This window comes from Pusillimonas sp. DMV24BSW_D (assembly GCF_011388195.1).
In the GTDB taxonomy this organism is placed as follows: domain Bacteria; phylum Pseudomonadota; class Gammaproteobacteria; order Burkholderiales; family Burkholderiaceae_B; genus Neopusillimonas; species Neopusillimonas aestuarii.
On the sequence record NZ_CP049990.1, the window covers coordinates 35,511 to 53,392 of the forward strand.

Consider the following 17,882-nt stretch of genomic DNA (forward strand, 5'->3'; position numbering starts at 1 on the left):
GACCCTGCCAGTAAATAACCCAATACGCAAAGTGTATCGGAAGCGATGCCCTATTCGCACTACAATTGCGTCTCACTCATCAGGTTAAACGTATGCTTACCCGCCGTATTTATTTTTCACAGTTGGCGCTTGACGCCCGTATTGGTATCCTTGAACACGAACTGCGTGCCACGCAACCTTTGCATATTGATGTTGAAGTGGACATTGATATTTCGCAACCGGTAAATGATCACAATATTCAAACCGTGCTCGATTACCGCCTGCTGCGCAGCGCCATTGTGGAAGAATGTACGCAGGCCCACGTAAACCTCATCGAAACACTGGTCGAACAAGTGGCCGACCGTCTGTTTCGCGAGTTTGCAGAAGTGCGCCACCTGAAACTACGTATCAGCAAACCCAATGCCTTTTCCGACTGCGCCGCAGTCGGCGTTGAAATTCAACGCAGCCGCAACGATTAATAGTTATGACACACGCCAGCAACGACCCCTCCGTTATTCGATCCGATCGCAAATTAAGCGTGAACGAGAACAAACTGGTGAAACGCCTGGTGCGCGAAAGCGGCCGCGCCATCAGTGACTTCAACATGATTGAGGCAGGCGATAAGGTTATGGTGTGCCTGTCCGGTGGAAAAGACTCATACGGCCTGCTCGACCTGTTACGCATTCACCAGTCGCGCGCGCCCTTCCATTTCGACATCGTCGCTGTAAACCTGGACCAGAAACAGCCCGGGTTTCCCGAGCATGTGTTGCCTGAATACCTTGAAAGTATCGGCGTGCCCTACCACATTGAAAACCAGGACACGTACTCAGTAGTCACGCGCGTGATTCCCGAAGGTAAAACCATGTGTTCGCTGTGCTCACGCCTGCGCCGGGGTATTTTGTACCGGGTTGCCACTGAGCTGGGCGCCACGAAAGTTGCGCTGGGACACCATCGCGACGACATTCTGGCCACCTTTTTTCTGAATTTGTTCTATGGCGGCCGCATGAAAGGTATGCCGCCCAAGCTCAAGTCCAGCGACGGTAAACACATTGTGATTCGCCCACTGGCTTACTTGCCGGAAAAAGATTTAATTGCCTACGCCAAGCTGAAGGAATTCCCCATTATTCCTTGCTCGCTGTGCGGCTCTCAAGAGAATCTGAAGCGCCAGGAGATCAACCGCATGATCGGCGAATGGGAGCGCAAATTTCCGGGTCGCGCCATGAGTGTTTTCGGGGCACTTACGCGGGTGGTGCCGTCGCACCTCATGGACCCAAGCCTGTTCGACTTCACGAATCTTGAAGTGGATCCGACAAGCTTTGAAGGGGATATGGCATTCGACGAAGAAACCTTTCCCGACCTGCCCGATGCCTTGGGCTCAGATGATGGCGGCGATTCCAACCATGAACCCGTGACGGGGCAAGCGCGTGCTGAAACGTCGCCTACCGGTCAGAAAATCATTCCGCTCAGTGTCGTGGGGAATTTACAAAAACTGGGCTGAAAAAGCGTATTACGTGCCTTCCCACTGCGGGCCGTTCACATCAATGTCGAACAGTTCCAGCACGCGCGCCACAGTGTGGTCGACCATTTCGTCGATAGATTTTGGATGGTGGTAAAACGCGGGCAAGGGCGGGAAAATTACACCCCCCATTTCCGTTACCGCTGTCATATTGCGCAAATGCGCCAAATTCAAAGGCGTTTCGCGCACCATTAACACCAGGCGGCGACGTTCTTTCAGGGTAACGTCGGCCGCACGCGTAATCAGGTTATCGGAAAAACCATGCGCCACCGCCGCCAGCGTGCGCATGGAGCACGGCACCACCACCATACCGGCCGTGGCAAACCCGCCACTGGCCAAGGTTGCGCCGACATCGCGAAAACCGTAAACGCAGTCGGCCAGGCCATGTACCGCCTGACGTGTTATTTCAAGCTCGTACTTGATATTCAGCACACCCGACGGCGACACCACCACATGCGTTTCAATATCCGGCACATCGCGCAGCGTTTCCAGCATCCGCACGGCATAAACCGACCCGGTTGCGCCGGTAATGCCGATAACCAGACGGCGTTTATTCGCCACCGAGTGCGCCCGATTCCTTCAGAACCGTCACCAACTCGCCCGACTCATGCATCTCGGCAAGAATATCGGAACCGCCAATAAACTCACCCCCCACATACAGCTGGGGAATCGTGGGCCAACTGGAATAGTCTTTCACGCCCTGACGCACTTCTTCGTCTTCCAGTACGTTAACCGTAACCAGCTTCGTGACGCCTGATGCTTTCAAAATTTGAATCGCGCGCCCGGAGAAACCGCATTGCGGAAACTGGGCCGTACCCTTCATAAACAAAACAACGGGGTTACCGGTAACGGTTTCTTTAATGAAATCTTGAACTTCGCTCATGGTGCTCTCTAAAGAAATAGGAAGAATGTATGAATTATAAAGGCCGTTCATTCAGAATGAACGGCGTTAAAGGCAGGCGCTATAAATGCCCACCGGAAATACGTTCGATTTGGGACAAATCTTTCCTGCTTTCGACGCCTTTAAAGCCGGCTTGTTCCAAAATGGAGCGCACAGCCGTCGCCTGATCCCAACCATGCTCCAGCCATAACGTGCCGCCCGGTTTAAGCCACCTATGCGCGTCTTGCACAATGTGGCGAATCGCCTGAAGCCCATCGGACTCGTCGGTTAGCGCCTGGCGCGGCTCAAACCGCAAATCCCCTTCGACCATATGGGAATCATCCGGCGCGATATACGGTGGATTCGACACGATCACATCGAATTGCTGCGAACCCAACAGCGCATGGTACCAATTACCGGCATAAAATTCGACCCGCGCGCCCAAACGCGCTGCGTTTTCTTGCGCCACGCGCAACGCGGCTGGACTGTCATCGGTTGCCACCACTTTAGCTTTCGGACAGGCTAACGCCACGGAAACAGCAATGGCGCCACTGCCCGTTCCCAGATCCAGCAAAGTTTTGTTTTCATTCTGCAGACGCTGCAAAGCGCTAATTGCCGTCTCAACCAGCACTTCCGTGTCGGGGCGGGGAATCAACACATCTGGAGACACTTTGAAAACGTGCCCCATAAATTCGCGCTCGCCAACGATATACGCCACGGGCTCACCCGCTATACGGCGTTGAAAACAGGCCTCAATGAAGCGCACTTGGTCTGTCGAAAGCGGGTCGGTATCGTGGGCAATCAGCCAACTGCGCGAGACGCCAAGCGCATGCTGCAACAAAACCTGCGCATCCACCCGCGCCAGGCCGCTTTGCATCAGGAAATCTCGCACACAACGCATGATCCGGCCTGCTTAAACCTGTTCCGCCATGGCAGCCAACATTTCGGCACGCTGCTCGGCTCTTAAGGCGTCGGTTAATTCGTCCAGATCGCCCTGCATAATCGTGGGTAACTTGTGCAGTGTTAAGTTAATGCGGTGATCTGTTACCCGCCCTTGCGGGTAGTTATAGGTGCGAATACGCTCGGAACGATCGCCCGACCCCACCAGACTTTTGCGCTGGGCCGCCTCCTTGCTTTGCTGCTCTTGCATTTGCTTGTCTTTCAAGCGGGCCGCCAAAACCTGCATGGCCTTTTCCCGATTGCGATGCTGCGACCGGTCTTCCTGACACTCCACCACCAAACCGGTGGGTAAATGCGTTAACCGAATCGCTGAATCGGTTTTGTTCACGTGCTGGCCGCCGGCGCCACTGGCGCGGAACGTGTCCACGCGCAAGTCAGAGGGGTTAATCACAATATCGCTAAGTTCATCGGCCTCGGGCAATATGGCCACTGTGCACGCCGAGGTATGAATACGCCCTTGCGTTTCCGTGGCAGGTACCCGCTGAACGCGATGCGCACCCGACTCAAACTTCAAGCGCCCGTACACCCCATCGCCGTCGATACGGGCAATCACTTCTTTATAGCCCCCCACTTCGGAAGGGCTTTCCGACATAATCTCCACACGCCAGCCTTTGGTTTCGGCGTAGCGGCTGTACATGCGCAGTAAATCACCCGCGAACAAGGCACTTTCATCGCCGCCCGTACCGGCTCGAATTTCGAGAAAGACACTGCGGCCGTCATCTGGATCGCGGGGCAACAACAAGACTTGTAATTCATCTTCCAGCACCTCAAGGCGCTCGCGGCCGATCTTCAACTCGTCTTCAGCCATTTCACGCATATCCGGATCGGACTGCATTTCCTTGGCTGCCTGAATATCGCCTTCAGTCGCTTCATACTGTTGAAACTGCATCACCACAGGTTCGATTTCCGACCGCTCACGCGACAGCTTGCGGAAACGATCCATATCCGAAGCAATATCCGGTTCAGCCAACAAAGCATCAATTTCAATCAACCGACGAGCAAGTTGCTCCAGCCGGCCACGCATGGAATCTTTCATAGATAAAATGGGATAAAAAGTGAAAGGCGCGCCGTTTAAGAATAGCGGCAGCGCTAACGACGGCGCTCGGAACCCGGCAACAGGCGTGGCAAAAGATCGAGCAATTGCTCGCGTTGTTCAGCATCACTGCGATTCAACGTTGCCAAAGAGCCGTGGATGTACTTCTGCGTGAGGCTGTGCGCCAGTATCTCCATAACCTCTTCGGGCGCGGTGCCCTTGGCCAGCAAACGACGCGCACGTTCAAGTTCGCGCTGCTTAAGCAGATCAGCCTGTTCATGGATATTTACAATAGCGGGCACAATATCGCGATTTTGCAGCCAATGCATGAAATGCTGAACCCGCGTTTCGATAATGGCTTCTGCTTGTACAACCGCTGCCCGGCGGGCGTCGGTACCAGTTTGCACCATGCGACCCAGGTCGTCGACGGTATATAAATACACGTCGTCAAGCCGGCCTACTTCGGTTTCAATGTCGCGCGGCACGGCCAAGTCGACCATGACGATAGGCCGATGGCGGCGGGCACGCGTAACGCGTTCCACCATGCCCAAGCCCAATATAGGCAGGGAACTGGCCGTACAGGACACCACAATATCGAACTGTTCGAGCGATTGCGGTAACTCGCTCAGCTTCAAGGTGCGCGCCATAAAACGCGAAGCCAGCGTTTCGGCGCGCTCAGTCGTGCGATTAGCCACTGTCATTTGAGCGGGGTTCAGTGCCGCAAAGTGCGTGGCACAGAGCTCAATCATTTCACCTGCGCCAATAAACAGCACACGGGTTTCGGAAATATCGCCGAACACACGTTCGGCCAACCGCACTGCCGCTGCCGCCATTGAAACTGAGTGCGCGCCAATGGCCGTTTGCGAACGCACCTCTTTCGCCACCGAAAATGTGCGCTGGAAAAGCTGATGCAAAAGCGTGCCCAAGCCACCGGCTTGTTCGGCCGCCCGCACCGCCTCTTTCATTTGACCCAGAATTTGTGGCTCGCCCAACACCATGGAGTCGAGCCCACTGGCCACCCTGAATGCATGACGCACGGCCTCATTGTGATGATGCTGATACAGATGCGGCTGCAAATGGTGGGCATCCAACTGGTTGAAATCAGCCAACCAACGCGGCAAATGCAAAGACACCTCCGGGTCGGCCGCGCAATACAATTCCGTGCGATTACAGGTGGAAAGAATCGCGGCTTCTTTCACCCGTTCGCCGAATGTCGAACGCAAACCATCCAGCGCCGGCTTGATCACTTCAAGCGGCATTGCAACACGCTCACGCACCGAAACCGGCGCGGAAACGTGATTCAGACCGAAGGTATAAACGTCGACAGACATTTGAAAAGCGCTTGTAAAAGCCTAGGCAATTGATTCGAACCCCTCATTATACCGGCACTAGGGTTAATACTGTATTTTGTGACAACACCATTAAAATGCAAGACCGGAAAAACCCATGCCGCAACATCAGCAAAGAACAAAAAATTAGTGTATGATTCTGCCTTTACCGAATGGCCTGGTAGCTCAGTTGGTAGAGCAGCGGATTGAAAATCCGCGTGTCGGTGGTTCGATTCCGCCCCAGGCCACCATTCGGCCCCAGTTATAATGAAAAGCCGGTTACACAACCGGCTTTTTGTGTATGAAGAATCAGATTTTTTATACACATCACCTATAACAGGTATAAAAATGCGTTTTTTGATTGCGTTACTTTTGCCCTTTCTAACGTTTTTTACCATCGGGCGACCTGTTGCCGGCATTATTTGTCTGATACTGCAAATCACCCTTATTGGATGGCTACCAGCTGCATTGTGGGCTATTTACGCCCTAAGCCAGTACAACACAGACAAAAAAATCGAAAACGCACTCAAACAAAAACCATAGGGGTAGTTAGCCGGCGAACGCCGGCCATCTGTTTGCTACTTACTCCGGCAATCGAACCGTTACCTCTATCTCAATCAACAACCCCGGCACAGCCAAACCCGTTACACCAATAATTGTTTGGGCGGGGTGCTCCCGGCTACCCTGTACCGCCTCAATTGCCGCAGTAATCACTTCATATCAAGGGCTATGCCAACCGCGAAACTATCACACTGGCCTCGCCCTGATCCGACGACACCCACGCCGTGTCATCAGTAATATTAATGTTCAAAACCATTTTTCGGGCGGCCAATGCCGCCAGCGCCTGAGTGCCCTCAACATCGACACAAAAAACCTGCAGGTTCTGCGCGCGGCTCAATTTGTTTTTTACACCGTCCCACCACAGCTGCGCGTTGCGCCCGTAGGCAATCACCACCACCTCGTTGGCACGCCCGCACGCCTTCAGAATCCGCCGCTCATCCGGCAAACCTGTTTCGATCCATTGCGTTATCGCACCGGTTAGATCCAAACGCCACAAGTCGGGCTCATCGGTTTCCGACAGGCCTTTGGTGAAGACCAGATTTTCCGAGTCGCCGGCATGCAAAGCAAAAGCCAACAGACGCACCATCATGCGCTCGTCGGTTTCCGACGGATGTCGCGCAACCGTAACGGAATGGCTGGCGTAATAGGCGCGATCGTTATCGGCAATATGAAGGTCGGCTTTGTAAATAGTGGCACGCAGGGCCATAACATCACTTTAAGAAAAAACACAACGGGCTACAGTGTAAAGCGAAACTTTCTGCATTTTTCAGATAATCCCTGCACTAATCCGATAGCCGCAACCCCACGCCACACTTTACTGTTCGATGAACGTCGGCGGTACACGCACTCATTGCCCCGCCGTCCATCACCACAACAATTCAAAGTATTACGGAGACACCATGCAAACCAATCAATTCCTCAAAAGGGATCATTTTCTGTTGGGTACTTTTTCCACCAACTGCTCGGGCGGAATGACAGTTTCAAAACTGCCCGACCGCTGGAAGGCCGACTGGGAGAGCAACCTGAAAATAGGCAAGCTACTGGATGAGGCAGGCATCGACTTCATGTTGCCCATTGCACGCTGGATTGGTTACGGCGGCGAAACTGACTTTCATGGTTACGTGCTTGAAACAGTCACCTGGGCTACCGCGCTGCTGGCCAACACAAAACAGCTCACTGTCTTTGCCACGATTCACACGGCGGCGAATCACCCGGTGGTGGTCGCCAAACAAATCGCCACCATGGCGCAAATGAGCGATGAGCGCGTGGGGCTGAATATTGTGGCGGGCTGGAATAAGCCGGAATATGAAGCGCTGGGCCTAACGTTACCCGACGACCATGAGACCCGTTACGGCTACGCACAGGAATGGTTCGATATTGTTAAAAAGCTCTGGACACACGATGGCCCTTTCGACTGGGACGGTACCTACTTCAAGCTCAAACACACCTACGGCAACCCCAAGCCACACACCATGCCGCCCATCTACAACGCGGCCGGTTCCGGATTAGGCCGCGAATTTGCCGCCCATAACGCCGACTTCCTGTTTACGCCGGCCATCGACCTTGCACGCTCCAAACAGGAAGTAGCGGAACTAAAGCAGCAGGCGCTGGAACAAGAGGGTCGTAAAGTGGGTGTCCTGACATTTGCCCATGTCATTTGCCGCCCCACCGAGGCCGAAGCGCAAAAAGTGTGGCAATCGCTACAAGACAATGCCGACTGGGAAGCCACCGACAACCTGATCCGCCTGCAGTTTGCTCACGCGCAATCGTTTCCGCATGACCTTTTGCAGTTAATCCGCGAGCGGTTCGCGGCCGGCCATGGCGGATTCCCCTTAGTAGGAACGCCCGAACAAGTGGCCGACGGCATTACACAATTGCATGAAGCCGGTTTCAGTGGCACCACCCTTTCATTCTTTGATTACGCAGAAGAATTTCCCTATTTCCGCGATAATGTATTGCCTATCCTTGAATCACGCGGTATCCGCAGGAAGTTTGTATGAGTGACAGCAATAACACGCTAAATCAGGAATTCCGTACCGCCATGCGTCAGCTGGCGGGCGGCGTTTCAGTCATTACCGCTGCCCACGGCGACAATCGAACCGGTCTTACGGCCACGTCGGTGGTGTCCATTTCCATGGACCCACCCGAGCTGTTCATTTCGGTTAACCGGTCGTCCTCGTCATGGCCCGTCATTGAAAAATCGGGAAAGTTCGGTATTAATGTGCTACAACAAGGCCAACAGGTTGTAGCCGAGCATTTCTCGGGAAAAGGCGGGCGCAAAGGCGCCGACCGTTACGCCGACGACGACTGGTATCAAACACCCGACGGTGTCTGGTTATCCCGACGCGCCTTGGTTGGCTTCGCCTGCGACGTTGAAAAGGTCTGGATGCACCGTGAACACGCCTTAATTGCGGGCAAAGTCACGCTTATTAATGTGCACGCCGGGCCACAACCTCTTACTTATTGGCACGGCAACTACGGTTCATTCATTCAAAACTAACGGGGCCGGCCACTCTATTTTGAGGAACTGGGTATGCAAGCGGCACCCAACTCGCAAATGCATCGCCATCTGTTTAGCAGATTCCCAAAATTCACCTCGCACGACGCCGAGGAAGTGCGGCATCAGGTTAGCCGCATTTTTTGCGACCACGACCTGAGAGTGGTGGGAAAGTCGCAAGCACTTAATACGCAAATTCACTTTCGCCAGGGCAAGCGAGTTAGCTATGGGCGTATGTTGTACGGTGCAACAGTTGATATTGAACCCGGCAATCTGGATGACTTCTATTTAATACAAATTCCCGTTGCCGGCCAGGAAGCCATTCAGTACAACCGACACGCCATTCTGTCTAACACCCGCGTCGCCACCATTATCAGCCCCGACCTGGAATTTCGCATGCGCCACGAGCGCAATGCCGAAAAACTGTTTATTCGAGTCGAGCGAAGCGCATTTGAACAGCAATGCGCGCAATATTACGGGCATCTGGCACACGGCGCACTGCACTTCAATCCGGCCATTCATCTGCAACATCCTTCTTTGCAGTCGCTGAAACGCTTGCTCGACTGGCAGTTATATGAAGCTTCCGAGGGCGACCTGTTCGATCAACCCCTTGTTGCTGCGCGCTTTGAAGAAGTACTGATGATGTCATTACTGGGTAGTTTGCAGCATAACCAACCCAGCCACTTCGACACAGGCCACATAGCACCGGGATTTATAAAGCGGGCGGAAGATTACATTAAACACCACGCCCACTTGCCGCTAACGGCAGGCGACATTGCCGACCAGGTAGGGGTCAGCATCCGCACTTTGTTCGCTGGCTTCCGCAAATATCGGAATACGTCACCCATGCGTTTTCTAAAGCAGATTCGATTAGAGCAGGTACGCCATGAATTATTGCACCCCAAATCGGATACTGCGGTCACACATGTCGCATTAAGTTGGGGGTTCACGCACTTGGGACAGTTTTCCGCCGACTATCAGCAGCAGTTTGGCGAACTTCCGTCGGAAACGTTGAAACGCTCGGGAGGCTGAAACTTACCCCGGCTTTACAACGGCGCGACTATCGTTACTAATAGCCCGCTTAATCCAGGTTTCCAGCTTTTGTGCCACAGGCGTTAGCGGTACACCGCGAACCCGGAACAAACCCAGAGTCGCATTCGGCGGTTTCGGCTCTACCGCGAAAGTCTCCACACCACAGCTGAACAAAGGATCAGTAAACAAACGGTCAGGCCCAAACCCCACCAAGTCAGTGCGGCGCATCATTTCAATCATGAGCGCGGGAGAAGTGCATTGAACAATCTGTTGAGGTTGCGGCAAGCCGACACGATCCAGCCAATGCAACAAATGGTGGCCGGTACTCCCGTTGGTTAAATTCAAGATCCACCTTGCTTTAGACACCGCGCCCCAGTCTTGTGCCTGAGTTAGCGGATGCCCTTTACGCCCGGCAATTAACAACGGCGTGGGGCACAAAGGAATAAACACAATTTCCGGCGGCAATTCATCGCGGGAGGCGATCGCAACGCCAAAGTCCAGCGCCCCTTCCAGCAAGCCTGGAATAATTTCAGTCATGAAACCTTCTTTCAAAGTCATAACTGCCTCGGGGAATGCCGCCACAAATTGCCGATAGACATTCGGAAAAATGGTAATGGCCACCACCGGTGTAATACCAATGGAAACGCGTGCGCCGGCGCCGCCGTTGATCTGCTGAACCTCGTTACGGGCACGCTCCATCGTCGACAGAATCATACGCGCCCGACCCAACAACGCTTTCCCCGCATCAGTGAACGAAACACCCCGATAACTGCGATTAAGCAGCTCGGCCCCCATATCTTCTTCCAGCTCTTTCATTGCGCGTGTCAGCGCACTTTGGCTGATACGCAAGGCGCGGGCGGCCGCGCGAATTGAGCCGCTATCGGCTACTTGCACAAACGCTTTAACGTGCTGATATTTCATTTTCCAAGCCTAAAAAGGTGAGTCGATTTCAGCTATGGCCAAGATGACATCAAAAAGTGTTCACCTTGCCAAAAATAGAGTCTTTTAATTATCACCCAATCCGGCAAGAATAAAAAAAAGAAACAAGGAGAGACAATGGCACATCCAGAACTGGATCTGCAATCAATGAAAGAATGGCGCCACGCCATGCACCAATTTCCGGAACTTGGGTTCGAAGAAGAGCGCACCAGCGCCTTAGTGTCACGTTCGCTAACTGAGTGGGGCTACGACGTTCACACTGGCTTGGCCGGCACAGGTGTAGTTGGAAAATTAGTTATTGGCACGGGCAAAGGGCCGAAGTTGGGCTTACGCGCCGAGATGGATGCCCTGCCGATTCAGGAAGCTACCGGCTTACCCTGGCAAAGCCGGGTAAGCGGCAAAATGCATGCTTGCGGCCACGACGGCCACACCGCCATTATGATGGGAGCCGCCAAAGCACTGGCCAAAATGAACGCCGCTGGACAACTACCGGGCAACGGCATTCTGCACATAATTTTTCAACCCGCCGAAGAAATTGGCGGTGGCGGCGGCGCACAACGCATGATAGAGGAAGGTTTGTTCGACCATTTCCCTTGCGATGCCATTTTTGCGCTGCATAATTTCCCCGGTACACCGGTGGGTCATTGCTTTTTCCGCCCGGGTCCTTTCATGTGTTCGTCTGACAAGGTTCGGGTGCGTTTTCAGGGTAAAGGCGGGCATGGCGCCATGCCTGAACTATCACAAGACCCCACTCTTCCTATGGCCGCTACGTTAATGGGGCTGCAAACCATTATCAGCCGTAACCTCAGCCCCTTTGAATCGGGTGTGATTAGTGTGGGACGGGTTGCCGCTGGGGCAAGCTACAACATTATTCCCGACCAGGCCGAGCTGGAACTCAGTGTCAGAGCGCTGCAACCCGACGTTCGTGAAAAACTTCGCGAGCGAATCGAAGGCATGGCGCTGCATCAGGCCAAGGCATACAACTGCACCGTAAGTACAACATACGAGCTGGGTTATCCCGTGCTGGTCAATGACCCTAAGCTCTCGCAACTGATGGAGCGTGCTGCCAAACAGACTTTTGGCAATGAGCGCGTTGAGACTCAAGCCTCTCCACTGGCGGCCAGTGAGGATTTTGCGTACATGCTGCAAAAAGTGCCTGGAGGCTATCTGATTATCGGCAATGGCGACAACGGTCACGAACATGGAAAACGACTGGGGCCGTGCAGTGTGCACAACCCGCACTATGACTTCAACGATGATTGCTTGCCTTATGGGGCCGCCTATTGGCTCAATCTAGTCCAACTTTTTTTTCAACAGAGGAATAACGACAATGAGACAACCTTTTGAATCCCTCAAATTGCTCACCGCCGCAGCCTTGGTTACCTGTGCGGCGGGCGTACAAGCCACTACTCTTACGCTTTCCAATTGGGTGCCACCCACACACTTCGTTACCAGCGATATTCTCCAAGTGTGGGCGAAAAACGTCGAGCAAGCCACAGAAGGCCGCGTCAAGATTCGCATGCTGCCCAAACCCGTTGGAAGCCCGCCTCAGCATTGGGAACTGGCGCGCAAAGGCATTGCCGACATTACATGGGGTAACTTCACTTATGAACCCGACCGCTTCAAAGCCATCTGGTTTGCCGAATTTCCATTCAATGGCGACAACTCTGAAGCACAATCCGTCGCCTTGTGGGACACCTACGAGAAATACTTAAAAGGCACACCCACCTTCCAAGGCGTGAAACTACTAGGAACCGGCATGTTCGGGGGCGGCGCCATTCATCACAGCTCAAAGAATATTGTTACCCCGGAAGACTTGGCTAACCAGAAGATTCGGATGGGCGGCCCCATTCAAAAACGCTTGCTTGAAGAAATGGGGGCTGTACCCATTGCAGCACCTGCCCCACAAGTATACGAATTAGTCGAAAATGGTGTCGTTGATGGCTCGTTAAACCCCATTGAGTCCGTCATCAACTTCCGCGCAGCCGATATGTTGAAACACCATACTCTTGTGCCCGGCGGCTTCTACGACGCCACCTTCTTCCTGGCCATGAATGAAGGTACATGGAACAAGCTTTCTGAAGCCGACAAAAAGGCGATTATGAGTGTATCGGGTGAACATTTTTCCCGTCTTTGGGGTAGCGAATACGACCGTCAAACCCAAATGGCCATGAAAGCATTGAAAGAACAAAATCACGAGTTCAACGCACCCTCTCCCGAACTCATGACCAAGATCGAAGAGGTAAACAAAAAAGTGGTAGCCGAATGGGCGGCCGATGGTGCGTCGTTCAACGTTGACGACCCCATGGAGATGGTAGAGTTCTATCGCGCCCGATACAACGAACTGAAAAACACAAACTAAACGCCCGGGGTTACGCCTGCCTGCAGTTGACTGATCGGCCACAAGCGCGGGTATAACCTGCCCGCGCCTGCGCGCGCCTTGCCGACACTCTCCACGGAAAGCCTTATGCATTCTTTCCTGCAAAAAACCCGAAAAGCCATCGAGCGATTTTTGATTGGTGCTTTGCTTGCAATGGTGTTTCTAACGTTTGCCGACGTCATTGGGCGCCGCTTTTTCGGCGCCCCCATCTACGGTGCGCACGACCTCACAGAACATTTGATGGCACTCATTGTTTTCTCCGGCCTGCCTTTGCTCACGTCGGCCCGTGGCCATCTGGTTGTTGACCTTTTCGACCGTTTCGTCATGACCAACGCCATGCGCTGGTGGCGCGGGCTTACGACACTGCTTGTCGCCGTCATTCTGGCTTTGATTGGATATCAATTTATTTTCGCCACCATTGATGCCAACCAAATCAAGGAAGTAAGCCAGGAGCTACTGATTCCCCGCAGCTACTTCTATGCCTTAATCAGCCTCAGTTGCTTCGCCAGCGCCATTGCAGCGCTGCTACCACCGAGCGCACCGCTTAATGCCCCCGAGGAAAACACATGATTGTCGGTTCCGCCGCCCTTTTTGCAGTCTTACTCCTTACTTTTCTAAGAGTCCCACTGGCATTTTCATTATTCGCGGTTTCTATTACAGCCTTGTCGGTTGATATGGGTTTGCAAACCGCTCTCACGATGACCTCCATGACGATTGAAGAGGCAGTGTTTTCCTATGAGCTTGCCGTCGTCCCGTTGTTCATTCTTATGGGCAATATTTTATCGCGCTCGGGCATTTCAGCCGATTTGTTTCGCGCCGCCAACGCCTACTTCGGCCACATTAAAGGCGGGTTAGCGCTATCAACCATCGTAACTTGCGCCGGTTTTAGCGCCGTGTGCGGTTCCAGCCTTGCAACCGCCGCCACCATGTCGAAAGTGGCCTACCCCAGTATGAAGAAATACGGTTATTCAGATAGCTTGTCGGCGGCCACCATCGCGGCCGGCGGCACACTGGGCATTCTGATTCCCCCTTCCATCATCCTGATGATTTACGGCATTCTCACGCAAACCAATATCGGGCACTTGTTCATTGCCGGCGTTATCCCCGGCATGCTGGGGTTGTTACTGTATATGGGTGCCGTTTACATTGTTGCGCTATTGCGACCGGGTAACGCGCCACGCGGCGAAAAAACCAGCCGACATGAAAAGGTCGCCTCACTTAAAGGCGTTTGGCCGTTTGTCTTGCTGTTCATGCTCATTATCGGGGGCATTTATGTCAAGATTTTCACCGCCACCGAAGCCGCCGGGATGGGTGCAGGCTTTGCTTTAATTATTGCCATTTGGCAAAAGCGTATCAGCAGAGCAAGCTTTCGCGCCATTTTTCTGGAATCGGCATTTGTTTCAGTCATGCTTTACACCGTTTTATTCGGTGCCATGCTGTTCGCCAAACTTATCTCCTTTTCGGGCCTGGGCGAAGGCCTGTTGGGCTGGGTGGAAGACGCCGGGCTTTCCTCCTACCAACTCATCTTCGCTATCCTGGCCGTTTTTCTGATTCTGGGATGCGTGCTGGACTCACTGGCCATTATCTTAATTTGCGTTCCCTTGTTCGTTCCCATTGTGGTGGCCAATGGATTCGACCTGGTCTGGTTTGGCATTCTTGTGGTTGTCGCCACCGAGATTGCCCTGATTACCCCCCCTATCGGCATGAATGTCTTTGTCATTAAAGCCACACTGCCCAACGTTTCGTTCCAGGATATTTTCCGGGGCCTCATTCCTTTTATCGGCGCAGATATCATTCGATTAATGCTATTGGTGTTCTTCCCCGCGCTATCGCTGGCGTTGGTAAAGCTTATGTGAAAATCACGACGCTTCGGCAAACGCCTCCACGCTGGGGCAAGAGCACACAAAATTCCGGTCGCCATACACGTTATCCACGCGATTAACCGCCGGCCAGAACTTGGCTTCTTTTGTAAATGCAGTGGGAAAAACAGCTGTTTCCCGCGTATACGGGCGCTCCCATTGCACATCGACCAAATCAGCAGCAGTATGGGGTGCCAACCGCAGCGGGCTTTGTTCCAACGCATAATGACCCGACGCAACTGCATCGATTTCGGTGCGAATCCCGATCATCGCCTCAATAAAACGGTCCAGCTCCGATTTCGATTCTGACTCGGTCGGTTCAATCATGAGCGTACCTGCAACCGGGAAAGACATGGTTGGCGCGTGAAAGCCATAGTCCATCAAACGTTTGGCGATATCCTCTTCGGTTACGCCGGTTCGCTCTTTAAGCGGGCGAATATCAAGAATACATTCGTGCGCTACTCGCCCTTGCGCCCCACGATAAAGAACGGGGTAATGGGGGGCCAGTTTCTCGGCAATATAGTTAGCAGCCAAAATCGCGTTTTGTGTTGATTTCAGTAGCCCGTTTCGGCCCAACAAGCGAATGTACATCCAACTGATGGGCAGAATACATCCAGAACCATAGGGCGACGCTGATACCGCTCCATTCTCAGGATTAGCTCCGGCCACCGGCACCACTTTATGGCTAGGCAGAAACGGCGCCAAATGCTTTTTCACGCCAATAGGACCCATGCCCGGACCGCCCCCACCGTGAGGAATCGCGAACGTTTTATGTAAATTCAAATGCGAAACATCGGCACCAATTGAACCCGGCTTGCTCAGGCCCACCTGAGCATTCATATTGGCACCGTCCAGATAAACCTGGCCACCATGGCGATGCACGATATCGCAGACTTCTACAATACGTGCCTCGAACACGCCATGCGTGGAAGGATACGTAATCATCAATGAAGACAAGTCGTTCGCATATTGCTTCGCTTTCGCGGCCAAATCATCAACATCAACATTACCCCTATCGTCGCAAGCGACCATGACAATCCGCATACCCATCATGGCGGCGGAAGCGGGATTTGTCCCATGCGCAGAAGATGGAATCAGGCAAACATCACGATGGCCCTGGCCAATGGATTCATGATATTTGCGAATCGCCAGCAGGCCTGCATATTCGCCTTGCGCTCCGGAATTAGGCTGAAGCGACACGGCATCGTATCCGGTGATTTCGGCCAATTGATGCTCAAGGTCGGCCAAAAGCAAGCGGTATCCCCGGGTTTGATCTGCCGGCGCAAAGGGGTGAATCTGCGCGAACTCAGGCCAGCTCACCGGCATCATTTCAGCAACGGCATTCAACTTCATAGTGCATGAACCCAATGGGATCATGCCATGCACCAAAGAGTAATCTTTATTTTCAAGGCGCTTTAAATAGCGCAACATCTCGGTTTCGGAATGATAGCGGTTGAACACCGGGTGGCTCAGAAACGCATCCGTACGGCGCCATGGCGCCTTAATGCCGGTTTCATCGCTCCGGGCCACTTGCTGATCCAGCGCTTTGAAATCCACGTTACAGGCTTTACCGGTAAAAGCGCATAACAAATCGGCCACATCACTTAGGGTCGTGGTTTCGTCCAGACTAATCCCCAAACCGTCGGCGCCGACCCGGCGCAAATTCATGCCGTGATCCAGCGCGCGTTGATAGATTCCGGCCTGTTGATCGCCAACCGTAACGCACAGGGTATCGAAATAAGATGCGTTCGTCGAAAAACCATTCTGTGCCAACGCGGCCGCTAACAACTGCGTTAAACGGTGGATGCGCTCGGCAATTTTCTTCAAGCCTGCGGGGCCATGATAAACCGCATATAAACCCGCCATATTGGCAAGCAAAGCCTGAGCGGTACAAATATTCGAGGTGGCCTTCTCTCGCCGGATATGTTGTTCGCGTGTTTGCATAGCCATACGCAAGGCCGTTTTTCCGCGCTGATCGACCGACACGCCAATCACACGCCCGGGCACCATTCTGCGCAAGGCGTCGGTTGTGGCAAAGAAGGCGGCATGCGGGCCACCAAAACCCATGGGCACGCCAAACCGCTGAGACGAACCAAACACAATATCCGCCCCCATGGCACCGGGGGGACGCAGCAAGACCAAAGCCATAAGATCAGTGGCTACAGAAACGAGCGCCTGCTGTGATTTTGCCGCTGCGATGAACGGCTCCAGCTCAGGCACATCGCCGTATGTACCGGGGTATTGCAACAACACGCCAAATACATCGTATTGAGCAATATTGGCGGCATGATCCACCACCAAGTCGAAGCCGTAATAGCGCGCACGTGTTTGCAGAACATCGACCGTTTGGGGGTGAACATCGGCCGCGACGAAATACGTTTGCGTTGTCTTACGACCGGCTCGCCGACTGAGTGCCATTGCCTCTGCGGCGGCCGTTGCCTCATCGAGCAGCGACGCATTGGCCAGGGGTAATCCGGTTAGATCCATGGTCATTTGCTGAAAGTTCAGCAAAGCCTCCAGGCGACCCTGGGAAATTTCAGGCTGATAAGGCGTGTAAGCGGTATACCAACCGGGGTTTTCCAATACGTTACGTAGAATCACCGGGGGCACATGGGTGTTGTAATACCCCATTCCAATATACGAGCGACTCACTCGGTTTTGCTGCGCATAACTACGTAATAGCGCCAGGGCGTCTGGTTCACTCAAGGCGTCGTCAAGGTCAAGCAGCCCGGTCAACCGGATATCGGCGGGCACGGTTTGCTTGATTAGCGCCTCCAGCGACAGCCCCCCCATTGCAGCCAGCATCGCCTCGCGATCGTGCTCATTGATACCAACGTGCCGATCCGCAAAGTCGTTGTCCGCTAATAAATGATGTAAAGCGCTGAAGTGCAATGACGTCGAGCCCGACATTCCCCTCT

At 53.4% G+C, this 17,882-nt stretch carries 19 protein-coding genes and 1 tRNA gene; 11 read left to right on the forward strand and 9 right to left on the reverse strand.

The annotated features are described in order from the left end of the window. The first annotated feature begins 92 nt into the window (after positions 1 to 92). Together folB and ttcA are read left to right on the forward strand one after the other, a co-directional pair. Positions 93 to 458, forward strand: coding sequence for a dihydroneopterin aldolase (gene folB / locus G9Q38_RS00140; protein WP_114421997.1), 366 nt, complete (start codon positions 93 to 95; stop codon positions 456 to 458). Positions 459 to 463: 5 nt separating this feature from the next. Next, a complete protein-coding gene (gene ttcA, locus G9Q38_RS00145; protein WP_166126531.1) occupies positions 464 to 1,477 on the forward strand; it encodes a tRNA 2-thiocytidine(32) synthetase TtcA in 1,014 nt (337 codons plus the stop codon). 9 nt (positions 1,478 to 1,486) lie between these two features. Here ttcA and G9Q38_RS00150 read toward each other — a convergent pair whose 3' ends face one another. From G9Q38_RS00150 to hemA, 5 genes are all read right to left on the reverse strand, one after another. Continuing rightward, positions 1,487 to 2,056 carry a UbiX family flavin prenyltransferase gene (locus tag G9Q38_RS00150; protein WP_166126534.1) on the reverse strand — a complete coding sequence of 190 codons (570 nt, stop codon included), beginning with the start codon at positions 2,054 to 2,056 and terminating at the stop codon, positions 1,487 to 1,489. Beyond that, positions 2,046 to 2,378: a Grx4 family monothiol glutaredoxin gene (gene grxD / locus G9Q38_RS00155; RefSeq protein WP_119517003.1), complete on the reverse strand. Its 333-nt coding sequence runs from the start codon at positions 2,376 to 2,378 to the stop codon at positions 2,046 to 2,048. Before grxD ends, G9Q38_RS00150 begins: the two co-directional genes overlap by 11 nt. Before the next feature lie 79 nt (positions 2,379 to 2,457). Then, positions 2,458 to 3,276, reverse strand: coding sequence for a peptide chain release factor N(5)-glutamine methyltransferase (gene prmC, locus G9Q38_RS00160; RefSeq protein ID WP_166126536.1), 819 nt, complete (start codon positions 3,274 to 3,276; stop codon positions 2,458 to 2,460). A gap of 12 nt (positions 3,277 to 3,288) precedes the next feature. After that, positions 3,289 to 4,371, reverse strand: a complete 1,083-nt coding sequence (gene prfA / locus G9Q38_RS00165) for a peptide chain release factor 1 (protein WP_166126539.1) — start codon at positions 4,369 to 4,371, stop codon at positions 3,289 to 3,291. A 53-nt stretch (positions 4,372 to 4,424) separates the two neighbouring features. Continuing rightward, the gene (gene hemA / locus G9Q38_RS00170; protein WP_166126542.1) at positions 4,425 to 5,699 is read right to left on the reverse strand and encodes a glutamyl-tRNA reductase; all 1,275 of its coding nucleotides are present in this window, start codon (positions 5,697 to 5,699) and stop codon (positions 4,425 to 4,427) included. Positions 5,700 to 5,871: 172 nt separating this feature from the next. Here hemA and G9Q38_RS00175 point away from each other — a divergent pair. After that, positions 5,872 to 5,947, forward strand: a tRNA-Phe gene (locus tag G9Q38_RS00175). A gap of 97 nt (positions 5,948 to 6,044) precedes the next feature. Continuing rightward, positions 6,045 to 6,239, forward strand: a complete 195-nt coding sequence (locus tag G9Q38_RS00180) for a YqaE/Pmp3 family membrane protein (protein WP_166126545.1) — start codon at positions 6,045 to 6,047, stop codon at positions 6,237 to 6,239. A 39-nt stretch (positions 6,240 to 6,278) separates the two neighbouring features. On the opposite strand, the gene G9Q38_RS15315 is transcribed toward G9Q38_RS00180, so the two are convergent. Beyond that, positions 6,279 to 6,410 carry a RidA family protein gene (locus G9Q38_RS15315; protein WP_255455244.1) on the reverse strand — a complete coding sequence of 44 codons (132 nt, stop codon included), beginning with the start codon at positions 6,408 to 6,410 and terminating at the stop codon, positions 6,279 to 6,281. A gap of 13 nt (positions 6,411 to 6,423) precedes the next feature. Then, complete coding sequence (locus tag G9Q38_RS00190) at positions 6,424 to 6,963, reverse strand: YaeQ family protein (protein ID WP_166126547.1); 540 nt, start codon at positions 6,961 to 6,963, stop codon at positions 6,424 to 6,426. A 193-nt stretch (positions 6,964 to 7,156) separates the two neighbouring features. Between G9Q38_RS00190 and G9Q38_RS00195 the strand changes: the two genes are divergently transcribed. The 3 genes from G9Q38_RS00195 to G9Q38_RS00205 are packed head-to-tail and all read left to right on the forward strand — an operon-like array spanning position 7,157 to position 9,786. Continuing rightward, entirely contained in the window at positions 7,157 to 8,257 is a 1,101-nt protein-coding gene (locus G9Q38_RS00195; protein WP_166126550.1) for an LLM class flavin-dependent oxidoreductase, read from the forward strand. Further along, complete coding sequence (locus G9Q38_RS00200; RefSeq protein ID WP_166126552.1) at positions 8,254 to 8,757, forward strand: flavin reductase family protein; 504 nt, start codon at positions 8,254 to 8,256, stop codon at positions 8,755 to 8,757. The genes G9Q38_RS00195 and G9Q38_RS00200 overlap by 4 nt, the downstream gene beginning before the upstream one ends. 33 nt (positions 8,758 to 8,790) lie before the next feature. Beyond that, positions 8,791 to 9,786 carry an AraC family transcriptional regulator gene (locus G9Q38_RS00205; RefSeq protein WP_166126555.1) on the forward strand — a complete coding sequence of 332 codons (996 nt, stop codon included), beginning with the start codon at positions 8,791 to 8,793 and terminating at the stop codon, positions 9,784 to 9,786. 3 nt (positions 9,787 to 9,789) lie between these two features. On the opposite strand, the gene G9Q38_RS00210 is transcribed toward G9Q38_RS00205, so the two are convergent. Continuing rightward, complete coding sequence (locus G9Q38_RS00210; RefSeq protein ID WP_166126557.1) at positions 9,790 to 10,707, reverse strand: LysR family transcriptional regulator; 918 nt, start codon at positions 10,705 to 10,707, stop codon at positions 9,790 to 9,792. A gap of 135 nt (positions 10,708 to 10,842) precedes the next feature. Here G9Q38_RS00210 and G9Q38_RS00215 point away from each other — a divergent pair, with 135 nt between their 5' ends. From G9Q38_RS00215 to G9Q38_RS00230, 4 genes are all read left to right on the forward strand, one after another. Continuing rightward, on the forward strand, positions 10,843 to 12,072 hold the full coding sequence (locus G9Q38_RS00215) for a M20 aminoacylase family protein (protein ID WP_228276159.1): 1,230 nt from the start codon (positions 10,843 to 10,845) through the stop codon (positions 12,070 to 12,072). Further along, positions 12,056 to 13,087, forward strand: a complete 1,032-nt coding sequence (locus G9Q38_RS00220; protein ID WP_166126559.1) for a TRAP transporter substrate-binding protein — start codon at positions 12,056 to 12,058, stop codon at positions 13,085 to 13,087. The genes G9Q38_RS00215 and G9Q38_RS00220 overlap by 17 nt, the downstream gene beginning before the upstream one ends. Before the next feature lie 105 nt (positions 13,088 to 13,192). Next, complete coding sequence (locus G9Q38_RS00225; protein WP_166126562.1) at positions 13,193 to 13,675, forward strand: TRAP transporter small permease; 483 nt, start codon at positions 13,193 to 13,195, stop codon at positions 13,673 to 13,675. Then, complete coding sequence (locus G9Q38_RS00230; RefSeq protein ID WP_166126565.1) at positions 13,672 to 14,961, forward strand: TRAP transporter large permease; 1,290 nt, start codon at positions 13,672 to 13,674, stop codon at positions 14,959 to 14,961. Before G9Q38_RS00225 ends, G9Q38_RS00230 begins: the two co-directional genes overlap by 4 nt. Positions 14,962 to 14,964: 3 nt before the next feature. On the opposite strand, the gene gcvP is transcribed toward G9Q38_RS00230, so the two are convergent. After that, positions 14,965 to 17,874 carry an aminomethyl-transferring glycine dehydrogenase gene (gene gcvP, locus G9Q38_RS00235; protein WP_166126567.1) on the reverse strand — a complete coding sequence of 970 codons (2,910 nt, stop codon included), beginning with the start codon at positions 17,872 to 17,874 and terminating at the stop codon, positions 14,965 to 14,967. Between the last annotated feature and the right edge of the window lie 8 nt (positions 17,875 to 17,882).

Coding starts and splice junctions, on each gene's coding strand:
- folB (WP_114421997.1), top strand. CDS start 93: ATGCTTACCCGCCGTATTTATTTTTCACAGTTGGCGCTTGACGCCCGT.
- ttcA (WP_166126531.1), top strand. CDS start 464: ATGACACACGCCAGCAACGACCCCTCCGTTATTCGATCCGATCGCAAA.
- grxD (WP_119517003.1), bottom strand. CDS start 2,378: ATGAGCGAAGTTCAAGATTTCATTAAAGAAACCGTTACCGGTAACCCC.
- prmC (WP_166126536.1), bottom strand. CDS start 3,276: ATGCGTTGTGTGCGAGATTTCCTGATGCAAAGCGGCCTGGCGCGGGTG.
- prfA (WP_166126539.1), bottom strand. CDS start 4,371: ATGAAAGATTCCATGCGTGGCCGGCTGGAGCAACTTGCTCGTCGGTTG.
- hemA (WP_166126542.1), bottom strand. CDS start 5,699: ATGTCTGTCGACGTTTATACCTTCGGTCTGAATCACGTTTCCGCGCCG.
- G9Q38_RS00180 (WP_166126545.1), top strand. CDS start 6,045: ATGCGTTTTTTGATTGCGTTACTTTTGCCCTTTCTAACGTTTTTTACC.
- G9Q38_RS00190 (WP_166126547.1), bottom strand. CDS start 6,963: ATGGCCCTGCGTGCCACTATTTACAAAGCCGACCTTCATATTGCCGAT.
- G9Q38_RS00195 (WP_166126550.1), top strand. CDS start 7,157: ATGCAAACCAATCAATTCCTCAAAAGGGATCATTTTCTGTTGGGTACT.
- G9Q38_RS00200 (WP_166126552.1), top strand. CDS start 8,254: ATGAGTGACAGCAATAACACGCTAAATCAGGAATTCCGTACCGCCATG.
- G9Q38_RS00205 (WP_166126555.1), top strand. CDS start 8,791: ATGCAAGCGGCACCCAACTCGCAAATGCATCGCCATCTGTTTAGCAGA.
- G9Q38_RS00210 (WP_166126557.1), bottom strand. CDS start 10,707: ATGAAATATCAGCACGTTAAAGCGTTTGTGCAAGTAGCCGATAGCGGC.
- G9Q38_RS00215 (WP_228276159.1), top strand. CDS start 10,843: ATGGCACATCCAGAACTGGATCTGCAATCAATGAAAGAATGGCGCCAC.
- G9Q38_RS00220 (WP_166126559.1), top strand. CDS start 12,056: ATGAGACAACCTTTTGAATCCCTCAAATTGCTCACCGCCGCAGCCTTG.
- G9Q38_RS00225 (WP_166126562.1), top strand. CDS start 13,193: ATGCATTCTTTCCTGCAAAAAACCCGAAAAGCCATCGAGCGATTTTTG.
- G9Q38_RS00230 (WP_166126565.1), top strand. CDS start 13,672: ATGATTGTCGGTTCCGCCGCCCTTTTTGCAGTCTTACTCCTTACTTTT.
- gcvP (WP_166126567.1), bottom strand. CDS start 17,874: ATGTCGGGCTCGACGTCATTGCACTTCAGCGCTTTACATCATTTATTA.